Genomic DNA, 13,606 nt, shown 5'->3' with positions numbered 1-13,606 from the left:
CTGACACAGTAGCGAAACCGCCGCAACAGTCGAAAAATCACCGTGAGCCCACTGCAACTCTTCGTTATCTTGGCCGGCTTAACCGGCCAGCTATTCATTGCCCGCAAAGACCCGCGCGGCTATCTAGCCTGGATTGCCGGCAACATGGGCCTGGTGTTCGTGTACTGGGAGACCAAGCAATTTGCATTGATTGCATTGCAGTTCGTCAACACAGGGATCCAGGTCACGGCTCTGATCGCTTGGCGACGAGCAAAGCGGTGCAATGAAACCAGCCCTGCACAACCGTGTGAGGCGTGACAGGGCTGGTGGTATTTTAACTGCCGGTGAACCAGGTGCTGCGCGCGATGATGACACGCACTCCCTTGGCTTCGGGTGCATCCGGCAGCAGAACGCCCAGGTCGACCGAGGTGCTCTGCATCGCTTCAATGAATGTCCACGCTTGCGTCCCGGTCCCCGTGGAGAATGCGATGGTCTCACCGGAGTCAACATTGATGTACTTCATCCCGGGCTTCACTACCACCGTGCGCGCAGCCATTGACGCAGGGGCAGGTGAGCCGAACAACAATGCGGTCTTGTTCATATTCGACGGGGGTGCCGACGGGCTTTGCCGCACGTGTTCGATCCAATTGTCCCCGCCGTCACCGCGGAATTTGTCAGAGGCCCATGCCGCCGAGCTTGCGGCAAAGAGGACTGCGAGCATGAGCGAAGCAAGTCCATTGCGATTCATCGTTTTCTCCTGGAGCGTCAAGTGGTGTGAACGATTCTAGAGAGGCATTCCTCTCCCTTCGATGACTCGCGAATTACGTCTCGGTAAGGCGCTCATACCGAAGATGAGCCTCAGGGGAGGTACACAAAAAAAGGGCCATGCCCCCATTCAGAACCACCACCGTATGCCGGCAATGATTTGCCTATCTGTCGCGCTTTGCCCCGCCGCTCGCGCAAAGTCGGCGGTCTTGCCCATCTTCTTGCCCCAAACCACGCCGATATACGGAGCAAAGTCGCGGCGGACTTCGTATCGGAGTCGCAGACCTAGCCGGAGGTCAGCCAGCCCGCTGCCGATTTCCCGTGCCTCGTCAGTCTTTGCGTAGGCGTTCGCTTCGATTTCGGGAGTCAGGACGATGCGCTGTGAGAAGCGGACGTCGTAGGTAGAGCGTACACGCGCAGCCACGCGCCCCGCGTTGCTGACGTACAGTGTCGCCTCTGCATCGAACCAGTAAGGCGCAAGGCCTTGGATTCCGAACGCTGCCCATGTGCGCGCCGGCCCGCCACCAAAGTCGCGCCGAATGCCCGTCTGCCAATCCCAGAACGGAGCAAATGCATGTCCCCACAGCGCCTCAACTTTTGCATCTTCGGTCTTACCGAATAGCCGCATACCCTGCAGTTTGAGCCACAGCCTATTGATGTCCTTTCCGATCCATCCGTGCATGTCCCACGCCAACCCGGTGGCAGCGGGAGCGCGTATGGCTTCGAACCGGTCGAACAAGAATTGGTGATAAACGTCGTTGTCGGCCATGGTGTTTCCCGGCATGGTGATGCCTCGCTTGGGATCTCGCATGGGCACGCGAGGCTCATCGCTCTTAAGGATGACGTTGATGCCGCTTTCCTCGGTATTAGCGGCCCGTTCGGGTGATGCGGACATGTTTGCTCCCTGGCTGAGAACTTGGTCAGGCATGCCCTGTCGCTTCTGTGGCATGGCTTGCATGGAGGAGCCTGCTGTCTGTGCGCCTGCGGCGTCCACAGTAAGCGCCAGCGGCGCGGCGACCAAACACAGCCATCTTTGCACTCTTGGCAACATGACTCGCTCCTTAGCCGATGGGTTAGGCCACAACCACCTTGCGGAACATGCCGGCTTCCATGTGATACAGCAGGTGACAATGGAATGCCCACTGCCCCGGGGCATCTGCCGTCACGAGGAAACTGATCTGCTTGGACGGTTGAACGTTGATGGTGTGCTTGCGAACGAGGGCTTGGCGCTCACCGTTCTCCAATTCGCTAAACATGCCGTGCAAATGCATGGGGTGGTTCATCATGGTGTCGTTGACGAGGGTGATCCGCACCCGTTCGCCGTAATACAAACGGATTGGCTCAGCCTCGGAGAACTTCTTGCCATCGAACCCCCAAATGAACCGGCGCATGTTTCCGGTCAGGTGCAGGACGATTTCGCGGCCCGGGGGCCGAGCGTCAATGGGGGGGCGAGCGTTCGCAAATCCGCATAGGCCAATACCCGACGGCCGTTGTCGCGCAATCTTGGACCGGGGTCGGCGAGCGACTTCGAAGGATTCATGGAACGCATGTCGACTTCGGGGCCGGTCTGCATGACCGACATCGTCATTGGCGGAGAAATCATGGGCTTTTGGCGTGGCGGCATCGGCATGGGGGATGCCATTCCTTCATGGCCTGACTGCGGTTGCTTGTCTTGCATATCGGCCACGGGTCCGCTCATCTCCGGCATTGAATGGCGGGGGGCGGAGTGGGATCCGTTGTTTGGCATTCGCATCGTGGTACCGGGCTGTTCTCTGCCCATAGCCATCCCGCTAGTCTCCATTCCCATGTCCGCCATGGAGAGCCAAGTTTTAGGGTCCATCGGTGGAACCTCGGCGCGCATGCCCGGCTCCGGCGCGAGTGTGGCACGTGCGTAGCCGCTGCGATCCATCGCCTGAGCAAAGATCGTGTATGCAGCATCCTGGGGCATTTGCACCAACACATCGTAGGTCTCGGCCACCCCGATCCGGAACTCGTCGACGTCCACCGCTTCGACGTCTTGCCCGTCCGCTGCGCAAACGCGCATCGTTAGACCCGGAATCCGGACGTCGAAGGTAGTGGTAGCCGATCCATTGATAAAGCGCAGTCGTACGCGCTCGCCGGCCTTCGCGATGGCCGTCCAGTTGGCAAAGGGAGTGGCGCCGTTGACTAAATAGCTATAAGTGGCGGCTGATACGTCGGCGAGGTCGGTAGGGTTCATGCGCATCTCGTTCCACATGCGCCGACGTTTGAGCGCTCCCGAGATGCCCACTGTCCTTGTGTCGTCAACGAAGTCGGCGACCGTAGGTAGCTGGAAGTTATAAAAATCGCTCGATTGCTTCAGATGTAGGAACACGCTGTCTGGATTTTCGTCCGTCCAATCGCTCAGCATGACAATGTAGTCGCGGTCACTGCGGACGAGATCTGGCTCTTGTGGTTCGATTACCAATGGGCCGTAGAGTCCGAGCTGCTCCTGAAAACGCGTGTGACTGTGATACCAGTAGGTGCCGGCCTGCCTCACCTTGAACGTGTAGATGAATGTCTGGTGAGCGGGAATGCCAGGGAATGACACGCCGGGCACACCATCCATCGCAAATGGAACGAGGATGCCGTGCCAGTGGATCGAGGTTTGCGTGTCCAGTGTGTTGGTGACCCGCAGTGTCACCTTTGACCCCTGCTTCCATCGCAGTATCGGCGCTGGGATCGACCCATTCACGGTGATGGCATAGCGTGCGCGCCCAGTGAAATTGACGAGCGTGCGTCCAATAGTCAAGTCAAAGTCGGTCCCCGTAAGCGCACCCGGATAGTTCTGAACTTGTTGTGCCCATATGGGCGCGGCCATTGTCCCGCCGAACGCGGTTGCGACCGTGCCAGCCATCCGGTGCAAAAACTTGCGGCGGCCCACGCTGCCCAGTGAAATGCTGTCGCTCACGATCCTCTCCCTATGTTGGAAGGTTGTGGTCCTGCGTTACGAACGATAGTCCCCAACGGGACTCAATGTCGGTAGCATGGGGCATGCCCAGGGCGGAGGGTGCAACGGCGGCGTTGTTGTCTTCGCTCACCATTGCTCCTCCTGTGCCAGACCGCTATGCTCACTACGACCTTCGTAGCGCGCCACTCTTTCCTCACAGGATGCCGAGCATGACCCGCCAGCACAGCCACAAAGAAGCAGCTTCGCGCCAGGAAAACGCCAACGCACCGCAAACACACAACGAGTACACGCACCAACGCCTATGCGACAGCGACGACCAACACGCTCATTCGCCCCCCGTGCCCGAGGCTGTCGAGAGCGACAAAGCAGGCGTCTCATCAACGACGGAGTTCGCGCCCACGGTTTACACCTGCCCGATGCATCCGGAGATTCGCCAGGATCATCCCGGCACGTGCCCCAAATGCGGTATGACGCTGGAGCCGGTCATGCCCGCGGTAGAGGAGGAAGAGAATGCGGAGCTTGCGGACTTCCGGCGGCGATTCTGGGCAAGCTTTCCATTGACGGCGATTGTTTTTGTGCTGGCCATGGCTGGACACCGATTGACTCGCCTCGATCCAGCATGGCAAGACAGGTTTGAGTTGGCACTGGCCACACCGGTCGTGCTTTGGGCGGGATTGCCATTCTTCAGACGGTGTGCCCAATCCTTTGTATACCGCAGCCCGAACATGTGGACGCTCATCGGCCTGGGCACGGGGGCTGCCTATCTTTACAGCGCGGTAGCGGTCGTTGCGCCGGGTGTGTTTCCCTCTACCTTTGCGGCGTCCGGCCGGGTGCAAGTGTATTTCGAAGCGGCGGCCGTCATCATTTCATTGACACTGCTGGGGCAGATGCTCGAACTGAAAGCCCGCTCGCAGACCTCAGCCGCAATCAAGTCTCTACTCGGCTTGGCCCCGAAAACGGCCAGGCGTATCAACGCAGACGACAGCGAAGAGGATGTTCCCATTGCCCATGTTCATGTGGGCGATTTGCTGCGTGTGCGACCCGGTGAAAAGGTGCCCGTGGATGGCGTTGTGGTCGCGGGCGCGAGCGCGCTCGACGAGTCGATGATCACCGGTGAGCCGATTCCCGTCTCCAAACGCGCGGGCGACCATGTGATCGGTGCCACCATGAACACCTCGGGCGCACTCGTGGTCCGGTCCGAGAAAGTGGGCGCGCAGACGGTCCTCTCGCAAATCGTACAAATGGTTGCGCAAGCACAGCGTTCCAAGGCGCCGATGCAGCGGATGGCAGACAAGGTGGCGGGCGTCTTTGTGATCGGTGTGGTCGGCATCGCCGTCATGACGCTCTTCGCCTGGGGGATCTGGGGTCCACAGCCGAGTTGGGCCCACGGCTTGATCAATGCGGTCGCCGTGCTGATCATTGCTTGCCCGTGCGCGCTCGGGCTTGCCACGCCCATGTCCATCATGGTGGCCAGCGGCAAAGGGGCCGAACACGGCATTCTTTTTCGGGATGCCGCAGCAATCGAGAACCTGCGCAAGGTCGACACGCTTATTGTGGACAAGACAGGCACGTTGACCGAAGGGCGCCCCTCATTCGATCGGGCCATTGGCCTCAATGGATTTTCCGACATGGACGTCTTGCGCTTGGCGGCCAGTCTGGACCAAGGTAGTGAGCACCCCTTGGCCGCTGCGATCGTGGCGCAAGCGCGCGAACAGGGGCTCGCGCTCGAGCGGCCGGAAGATTTTGAATCCGCGTCAGGGATCGGCGTGAGAGGACACGTCGCTGGGCGAAGCCTGGCGCTCGGCAACACCTCGCTGATGCAGGCGCACGCGGTTGCTGTCGATGCCGCCTCCACCGAGGCAGACGCCATGCGAGCCCGAGGCGCCAGTGTGATGTACCTGGCGGTCGATGGGGTCCTTGCTGGCCTGCTGTCGGTTTCCGATCGCGTGAAGACGACAACACCGCAGGCCCTGACCCAACTCAGAGCCGATGGGCTTCGGATCGTGATGGCTACCGGCGACGGAAACGTGACCGCCCAATCCGTCGCAAAACAACTTGGCATTGTTGAGTTTCGCGGCGAGGTCAAGCCTGCGGATAAGCTGGCGTTGGTCGCCACACTTCAAGAACGAGGCTTGGTTGTAGCGATGGCAGGCGACGGCATCAATGATGCACCGGCGCTCGCCAAAGCCGACGTGGGTATTGCGATGGGTACCGGTACCGATGTCGCGATGAACAGCGCCCAGGTTACCCTCGTGAAAGGCGACCTGCGGGGCATTGCCCGTGCCCGCGCCTTATCCGAGGCAACGATTGCCAACATGAAGCAAAACCTCGGCTTCGCCTTCCTTTACAACGCACTGGGTGTGCCATTGGCTGCCGGCGTGCTCTATCCTTTTACCGGACTTCTGTTATCACCCATGATTGCCGCATTGGCGATGAGCTTGAGTTCGGCATCGGTGGTCGCCAATGCGCTGCGACTCCGTGCGACCCGACTCTGATCCCAGCATTCGCCGCTTCACGAGGCTATTGCGAACAATTCTCATTCTCCCTTACAATCTCCTTATTTCGGAAGGGGAGTCAAATGCAAGGTGCTACAAAAAGCACGCATTGGGGGAAGGTTTGGCTTGCTGGGGCGCTTGCCTGGCTGTGTTCCACAACTGCGCTTGCCGGCGAATCGCCGTTCGGGTGGATTTACACGGCCGACGTTATGCCCAAAGGCCGCTTCGAATTCGAGCACCAGTCTTTCCTGCAGCGGGGCCAGTCCCAAGGATCCTATAGCGGATTGCTCAACCGCGAAGAAGTCGAGTACGGCGTGACGGACAAATTCCAATTGGCCGGCTATTTCAACTGGAGCTACGTGAACGCCAATCGGAATGGTCTTGATGGCACCACGCGTGGGCCGCTGACAGATCTCGGTCCCAATGACGATCCGACTGGGCGTTACCGCAAGACTCGCTTCGAGACTGTTTCACTCGAAGCGATCTACCAACTCATGAACCCAGTGACTGATCCGATCGGCTTGGCACTGTACATCGAGCCAGAACTGGGGCCCCGTGAGCGCGATCTCGAATGGCGCATCATCTTGCAGAAGAACTGGTTGGATGATCGGCTCATTTTTGCCGCCAATATTCTCGGTGCCCATGAGCGCGACAAAACCGCCATGGGTGATATTGAGCGTGCTTCCATGCTTGATCTGACCGCCGGCGTGTCCTATCGCTTGACCGACAACCTGAGCCTGGGCATGGAGGCGCGCAACCATCGTGAATTCCAGGGGTATCGCTATAACCGTCGTGATCACTCCGCGTGGTTTCTTGGCCCCAATTTGCACTACGCCACCAAACACTGGTGGGTAACGGCCGCGTGGCGCCACCAATTGCCCGTAGTCAAAACCTACAACGAGGACCAGGCGGACGTAGTGGCAGGCAACCGTATCTTCGGTGACGAGCATGCGCGCAACGAGTTCATGGTCAAGGTGGGGTTCCCATTTTGAAGCGCGTCCATTGATACGGAGACAGACATGAAGTGGACTCCCATGGCGGCAGTGCCGCTTGCGGTGCTGGTCGTGCCCGTCCAAGCGACGGAATACCTGACAGTTCAACAGGCTCAGGCGCAGATGTTTCCTGGCGCGAGTTTTCAGGCCGTGCCTCTCCAGATTACGGACCAGATTCGCGAAACATTGAACGAGCGCTCCGGGGTACACGAGCCATTCAATGACAAGGGGGTCTGGAAAGTGTCGACTGGCGGCTGGTTCATCGTGGATCGCGTGGTGGGCAAGCATGAAAAAATCACGTATGCCGTGGCGCTCGACGCCAAGGGAGCCGTGCGCGCCGTCGATATCCTGACGTACCAGGAAACGTATGGCTATGAGGTGCGCAATGCCGACTGGCGTGCCCAGTTTGTTGGTAAGACCGCGCAGGATGCTGTGCAGCTTGGTAAAGACATCCGTAACATCAGTGGCGCGACGCTCTCATGCAAACACATCACCCAGGGAGTCAAGCGGGTGCTGGCTGTGTATGACCTCTTACTAGCCAAGATGTGATTCGTCGCTCCAAACCGCTATTGGGGACTTTCGTTGAAGTTCGCATTGACGATGTGTATCCCCAGGACTGCGCTCACTTGGCAGAAACCGCCATCGCAGCGGCGTTCTCCGTAATCGAGCAAGCCGAGGCGTTGATGAGCTTCCAGCGCTCGGATAGCGACTTGTCACGTCTGCATGCGGCGTCGGTAGGCGAAGCGGTCCGCGTTCACCCTTGGACCATGCGTGTGCTGCGCGAGGCCCAGCGCATGCACGAGCGTACCGGCGGCGTGTTCGACCCCACCGTGGCCCGCATGTTGGTGGCACACAAGATTCTGCCCCGCCCGGCGGGGCCGACAGCGGAAGTCGACGCGCGGATTGCGGACGTGGTGACGCTCGGTGAAAATCGCATCGGCAAGCGGCGCCCGCTATGGTTGGACCTCGGTGGCATCGCCAAAGGCTTTGCCGTCGACATGGCCGTCCTGAGTTTACGGCACCACGGCATCCGCAGTGGTGCCGTTTCGGCTGGAGGGGATCTGCGCGTCTTTGGCACACATGCGCAGCCCATCCACGTACGCAGTGCCAACGCGCCGGCTCGGCTGGAATTACTCGGTATGCTCGCCCACGGGGCCGCGGCCACCAGCGGTCACTATTTCGCAGAAAGCTTCGGATTGCCTCCCGGTACTGAGTCCATTCGATCGCAACAAATACTGACGGAGGCGCCCTGCGCAGAGCGGACTGTCACCGTTATCGCTCCTCGCTGTATCTGGGCGGACGCTCTTACCAAGGTTGCCATGCTTGCGGGCACGACGGCCCCTTCCACGATCCGCGCGCTATCGAGTTATCACGCACACGTTGTTGCATCATGACGCAATCCTCGCATCGACATCCGCTTAAAGGGACAGGCATCCGCTTGCATCCGTATCACTATTGGCTTGCTCTCGCCGTATTACTAGCGGTAGCGGTGTCTGGACTGGTGTGGACAGTTTTGCATGACCTGCTTCAATGGGCGGATGCGCCGGTCGTCCGCCAGATACTGCAATTGCACGGCGCCTTTGCGTTCTGCAGCCTGATTCTCTTCGGTTCCATGCTGCCGCAGCACATCCGCTTCGCGTGGGTCGCGCGCCGCAACCGCGTGACCGGCACGTTGACGGGAATCGTGTTCTTGCTGCTGACCATCAGCGCCTATGGTCTGTATTACGGCCCCGAAGATTGGAGTGGTCTTGCAAAGACTGCGCACCTTGTGATGGGCATCGCCGCTGTTGCGGCCGTTCCCCTACACATGCTCATCGGCCGGAAGCGCCACGAAGGCTATCGTGCGTCGGCGAGCAAGAGTGCGCGGCACTAGAGCGATTGAAGCGGATTGATGAGTCAGTCCAGCGAGCACGTGCAGCGAATGCCTCGACGTGCAAAAAAGCCCCGGAGGTGCGCTCCGGGGTGAGGGGGAAAGCCCGGAAGGGGGTGTTCCGGGGTTGAGCTTTCAGTTACTGGTGACCGCCGTCCGTGTAGGGATCGCGTGTGCCCATCGAATGCGCGCCATCGGTGTAGATGTCGCGCGCTGCGCGTCCACCATCGGTATAGGGGTCGCGCTTGCCCATCGCGTGACCGCCATCGGTATAGGGGTCGCGCGCGCCGGTAGCCATTGACGCGTTGGCGACGTTGATACCGAGCGCCAGCAACGCTGCCCCCATCAATGCGGATTTTTTCAGGATGTTCATCGCGTTCTCCTTCTTCAAGTTGAAACAAGACACTGCTAGTCACGGCAGTGTAGAAGGCTGAGGCTGACAGAAACGTGACCCTCGTATTACAACTGCGCCAGATCAGCGAGATTGATCCGGTATGCCACCCTCAATGCATGGCACGACAGGCGTCGGCACACTTCTCGCAGGCGCGCGCGCACTCCTGACAGTGCTCATGGGAGTGCTTGGCACACTCGGCGGCGCAAGCTTGACAGATTCTCGCGCACAGTTCGCATATGGCATTGGCTTGGGTGCTGCCTCGCGCCATCAACCCCACGGCGGTCCCGCAGATATCAGCGCAATCGAGATCCAGCCGAATGCAGGTGCTCAATGTCAGAGCGTCCTTTTCGGTCAGGCAGGAGGCGGCGCAGTGCAGGCACGCCACGTGACACGCGGCGCATTCATCGATGCAGGTTTGGAAGTATTGGTGAGGCATTTGGGTTCTCCTTGATTGGCGACGTGCCGAAATGGCACGATGCACGTGGAGCAAGGAGAGAGCCTGGGCCTTGGTGCTTGTGGAGAAATGCTGTCGCCATGTTGTGATGCGTGCACATACTTTCAAAAACGTCATAGGTAAGCAAGATTTCGGACAGGTTGGACTGCGCCTGTGCCGTCATCCTGGTCGAGCCGGCGCATCACGTCAGCGAGCGGACGCCCAAAGTTCAGGAGCGGATCGGCAGCCGGACGGTAAATCGAGTACGGTCGTGCGCGCGTGTAACAGAAATGATTCCCCCATGGGCGAGAACGATTGCTTTGGTGATGGCCAAGCCAAGGCCTGCTCCGTCAGATTCGGGACGCGCGCGTGACTTGTCTGCACGAAAGAAGCGCTCGAAGATGAACGGCAGCACGTCAGGAGCAATCGCTTCGCCGTCGTTGTCGATCGTCACGGCGAGATCCTCCTCGCCTGGCTTGATGGAAACGATCACACGGCCGCACCTGGGCGTGTGCCGTATTGCATTCGACAACAGATTGCTGAAGGCGCGTCTGAGCATGAGCCGATCGCCGCGCACCTGCGCTTGTCCTTCCACTTGCAACTGCACGGCTTTGTCCTCTGCAAACGCATCGTAGAACTCAAAGAGGGCACGCACCTCGTCGGCAAGCTCGATCATCTCGGCACTAGGCAGCGTCAGGTTGTGCTCCATCTTGGCTAGATAAAGCATGTCCGACACCATCCGAGCCAGCCGCTGCAGCTCTTCCACGTTTGAAGCAAGGACGTCTCTGTATTTCGCAGGCTCGCGAGTCTGTGAGAGTGCCACCTCGGTTTGCGTCAACAGGTTGGTGATCGGTGTGCGTAGCTCGTGTGCGATATCGGTCGAGAAGTCGGTGAGTCGCTGGAAATCGCCCTGCAGGCGCGCGAGCATGCCGTTCAACGTCACGCCAAGATCGGCAACCTCGACAGGTACCATATCAACCGGCATCCGTTCGTTCAGGCGGTCGGCAGTTACAGACTTCGCTCGCGAAGCCATTGCGCGCAATGGCAACAGCCCGCGCCGGGCCGCCCACCATCCGAATAGGCCGCTCGCCAAGGCGGCCAACGCGATGTAGAGCATCAACGTCTTCCGAAACGCTCGTAGGAAATGCGCATGGATCTCCGTATTGATGCCCACCAACACGTCGAGCGCATCGCCGTCGCGCAGTGGCACTTGCATATGCACACCCCGGTATTGCTCTTCGCCCTGCTGCCAAACAAGGGCCCCGGAATGACGGCCTGCCTTGCGTAGCACGGCCAACACCTCCGCAAAGTCAAAGTCGGGGGTGGCAAACAAGGCCTGACCCTGTGGCGCCTGGACTCGCACAATCAGATCCGTGCGGTGCTGTAGCACGTCGTTGAGCCGACTAGAGACCTCGGGTGCAGAGCTACTCTCAACCACCCGGCGAATAACGTTCACGTTCTCGCCCAACGCCGTAAAGTCTTCCACTGCAAAATGCTCCTCCATGGCCAGGGCGATCAGAATGCCGAGGCCCAACAACATGGCCGCTGATGACAAGGAGAAATACGCGGTCAGCCGCGCCGTTAGTGAATGGCGCCTCATTACTCCCCGTCCTCCGGACCTTCGAGGACATAGCCCATGCCACGGACGGTATGGATCAATTTAGGTTCGAAGTTATCGTCGATTTTGGCGCGCAGGCGTCGAATGGCGACGTCGATCACGTTAGTGTCGCTGTCGAAATTCATGTCCCAGACTTGGGAGGCGATCAGGGACCGGGGCAACACCTCGCCATGACGGCGGGCTAGCAGTTCCAGCAGCGAGAACTCCTTACTGGTCAACGTGATTCGCTGACCGCCACGGGAAGCACGACGGCGAGTCAGATCCAGCACCAGGTCGGCCACCTGGATGCGTTCTGCAAGTGATGGCGCACTGCCTCGTCGAAGCAGGCTCCGAACACGGGCGAGCAATTCCGCGAATGCAAAAGGTTTCACCAAGTAATCGTCCGCGCCTAGTTCCAAGCCCTTGACCCGATCAGCGACGCTATCGCGCGCGGTCAGAAACAGCACCGGCACAGCCAGTTCAGTTGAGCGCAGTGCGTGCAGGATCTGCCACCCTTCGAGATCGGGCAACATCACGTCAAGAATCAAGAGGTCATAGTCGCCCGTCATTGCAAGATGTCGGCCGTCCAAGCCATTGCGGGCAAGGTCCACAACAAAGCCGGCTTCCGACAACCCCTGCTGCAAATATTCGCCGGTCTTGGATTCGTCTTCGACAACAAGGAGCTTCATGTCTGTCTCTTTATTACTTATGGCGCACGAAAAGTGCGACCGGTATCGTGTAGCGTACATGGAGCGGCATGGTTGCTGACCAACCTGACCAATATGTAATGTTTCGGTCAGGTTAAGGTAGCCTTGGAGTGATTAGGCTGCTCCTGCCGTACAAATCTCATCAGGGACTTACGCAAGGAATAAAGAGATGCGCAGCAATCGTGCAATGGGCGTGGTGCTTCCGAACCTTCCGCGGAGGCGATTTGTGCAAGGCTTGGCCGCCGGAGGGGTGATCGCTGGCCTGGGCTTGGGCGGGATGCCCGCGCGGGCGTCGCAGGCCCAGGGCACAGCCTTTGGCACCGCGCCCGTGCTGCGGGGCACCGAATTCGATCTGGTGATCGCTGAGACCCCAGTGAACTTTACCGGCAAGCCAGGCATGGCGACTACCATCAATGGCATGCTGCCTGGCCCAACGTTGCGGTGGCGTGAAGGTGACACGGTCACCATCCGGGTGACCAACCGTCTGCCGGAGCCCACGTCAATTCATTGGCACGGCATCATTCTGCCGTTCCAGATGGACGGCGTACCCGGGATCAGCTTTTCTGGGATCGCTCCGGGCGAAACATTCACGTATCGCTTCAAGGTACAGCAGAGCGGCAGTTACTGGTACCACTCGCACTCCGGCTTCCAGGAAATGACTGGGCTGTATGGGGGCATCGTTATCGACCCCGCGGGCGAGGACCGCGTGCGGGCCGATCGCGATTACACCGTCTTGCTCTCCGACTGGACGGACGAGGATCCGATGCGCGTCCTAACCAAGCTCAAGATCCAGGGCGACTACTACAACTATAACCAGCCGACCGTGGTCGATTTCTTTCGCGACGTCTCGCGTGAGGGATGGACCTCTGCCATGGACAAGCGACGGATGTGGAACCAGATGCGGATGAATCCGACCGATCTGGCGGATCTCTCCAGCGCAACGCTGACCTACCTCATGAATGGCGTGACGCCAGCGGGGAATTGGACCGGCCTATTTTCTCCGGGCCAGACGGTACGGCTGCGCTTCATCAATGGGGCCGGCAACACGTTCTATGACGTTCGCATTCCGGGCCTGAAAATGAAGGTGGTGCAGGTCGACGGACAGGATATCGAGCCGGTGTCGGTCGATGAGTTCCGCTTCGGCCCTGGCGAGACCTGCGACGTAGTGGTCGCTCCAACGGACGAGGCCCACACAGTGTTTGCCCAGACGATGGACCGGACCGGGTACGCCCGCGGCACTCTCGCCGTGCGTCCGGGTGTGCAAGCCCCTGTGCCAGCTGTCGACAAGGCCGAATGGCTGACGATGGCGGATATGATGGGTGACATGGGTGACATGTCTGGGATGTCTGGGATGTCTGGGATGTCTGGGATGTCTGGGATGTCTGGGATGTCTGGGATGTCTGGGATGTCTGGGATGTCTGGGATGTCTGGGATGTCTGGGATGT

Annotated in this window: 13 protein-coding genes and 1 pseudogene; 7 read left to right on the top strand and 7 right to left on the bottom strand. The window is 59.5% G+C overall.

The annotated features are described in order from the left end of the window. The first annotated feature begins 42 nt into the window (after nt 1–42). A complete protein-coding gene (locus R2N11_RS15865; RefSeq protein WP_009241650.1) occupies nt 43–297 on the top strand; it encodes a nicotinamide mononucleotide transporter in 255 nt (84 codons plus the stop codon). 16 nt (nt 298–313) lie between these two features. On the opposite strand, the gene R2N11_RS15860 is transcribed toward R2N11_RS15865, so the two are convergent. From R2N11_RS15860 to R2N11_RS15845, 3 genes and pseudogenes are all read right to left on the bottom strand, one after another. Further along, nucleotides 314–748, bottom strand: coding sequence for a CzcE family metal-binding protein (locus R2N11_RS15860; RefSeq protein WP_232295863.1), 435 nt, complete (start codon nt 746–748; stop codon nt 314–316). Nucleotides 749–874: 126 nt separating this feature from the next. After that, nucleotides 875–1,702: a copper resistance protein B gene (locus tag R2N11_RS15855; RefSeq protein WP_235202024.1), complete on the bottom strand. Its 828-nt coding sequence runs from the start codon at nt 1,700–1,702 to the stop codon at nt 875–877. Between the two features lie 115 nt (nt 1,703–1,817). Next, a pseudogene (locus R2N11_RS15845) lies at nt 1,818–3,619 on the bottom strand (copper resistance system multicopper oxidase). A 263-nt stretch (nt 3,620–3,882) separates the two neighbouring features. Between R2N11_RS15845 and R2N11_RS15840 the strand changes: the two are divergent. The 5 genes from R2N11_RS15840 to R2N11_RS15820 all read left to right on the top strand — a co-directional run bounded on the left by R2N11_RS15840 (nt 3,883) and on the right by R2N11_RS15820 (nt 9,033). After that, entirely contained in the window at nt 3,883–6,168 is a 2,286-nt protein-coding gene (locus R2N11_RS15840) for a copper-transporting P-type ATPase (protein WP_009241644.1), read from the top strand. Between the two features lie 83 nt (nt 6,169–6,251). Further along, a complete protein-coding gene (locus tag R2N11_RS15835; protein WP_004635287.1) occupies nt 6,252–7,160 on the top strand; it encodes a DUF6662 family protein in 909 nt (302 codons plus the stop codon). A 27-nt stretch (nt 7,161–7,187) separates the two neighbouring features. Next, the gene (locus R2N11_RS15830; protein ID WP_004635288.1) at nt 7,188–7,709 is read left to right on the top strand and encodes an FMN-binding protein; all 522 of its coding nucleotides are present in this window, start codon (nt 7,188–7,190) and stop codon (nt 7,707–7,709) included. After that, the gene (locus R2N11_RS15825; protein ID WP_009277715.1) at nt 7,706–8,554 is read left to right on the top strand and encodes an FAD:protein FMN transferase; all 849 of its coding nucleotides are present in this window, start codon (nt 7,706–7,708) and stop codon (nt 8,552–8,554) included. The genes R2N11_RS15830 and R2N11_RS15825 overlap by 4 nt, the downstream gene beginning before the upstream one ends. After that, the gene (locus tag R2N11_RS15820; protein ID WP_009241642.1) at nt 8,551–9,033 is read left to right on the top strand and encodes a hypothetical protein; all 483 of its coding nucleotides are present in this window, start codon (nt 8,551–8,553) and stop codon (nt 9,031–9,033) included. Before R2N11_RS15825 ends, R2N11_RS15820 begins: the two co-directional genes overlap by 4 nt. A gap of 136 nt (nt 9,034–9,169) precedes the next feature. Here the strand turns inward: R2N11_RS15820 and R2N11_RS15815 are convergent, their stop codons facing one another. The 4 genes from R2N11_RS15815 to R2N11_RS15800 form a co-directional block, all read right to left on the bottom strand. Continuing rightward, nucleotides 9,170–9,403, bottom strand: coding sequence for a hypothetical protein (locus R2N11_RS15815; RefSeq protein WP_009241641.1), 234 nt, complete (start codon nt 9,401–9,403; stop codon nt 9,170–9,172). A 130-nt stretch (nt 9,404–9,533) separates the two neighbouring features. Next, nucleotides 9,534–9,860, bottom strand: coding sequence for a four-helix bundle copper-binding protein (locus tag R2N11_RS15810; RefSeq protein WP_009241640.1), 327 nt, complete (start codon nt 9,858–9,860; stop codon nt 9,534–9,536). A gap of 226 nt (nt 9,861–10,086) precedes the next feature. After that, nucleotides 10,087–11,457 (bottom strand): heavy metal sensor histidine kinase, encoded by a 1,371-nt coding sequence (locus R2N11_RS15805; protein ID WP_009241639.1) that lies wholly within the window; start codon nt 11,455–11,457, stop codon nt 10,087–10,089. Beyond that, on the bottom strand, nt 11,457–12,143 hold the full coding sequence (locus R2N11_RS15800) for a heavy metal response regulator transcription factor (protein WP_316681673.1): 687 nt from the start codon (nt 12,141–12,143) through the stop codon (nt 11,457–11,459). Before R2N11_RS15800 ends, R2N11_RS15805 begins: the two co-directional genes overlap by 1 nt. A gap of 187 nt (nt 12,144–12,330) precedes the next feature. Between R2N11_RS15800 and R2N11_RS15795 the strand changes: the two genes are divergently transcribed. Further along, nucleotides 12,331–13,606 (top strand): copper resistance system multicopper oxidase (locus tag R2N11_RS15795; RefSeq protein ID WP_316681672.1); only part of this gene is annotated, 1,276 nt, incomplete at its 3' end.

It is taken from the genome of Ralstonia flaminis (assembly GCF_958415495.1).
Classification (GTDB): Bacteria; Pseudomonadota; Gammaproteobacteria; order Burkholderiales; family Burkholderiaceae; genus Ralstonia; species Ralstonia flaminis.
This window is presented reverse-complemented; position numbering and strand designations above follow the sequence as displayed.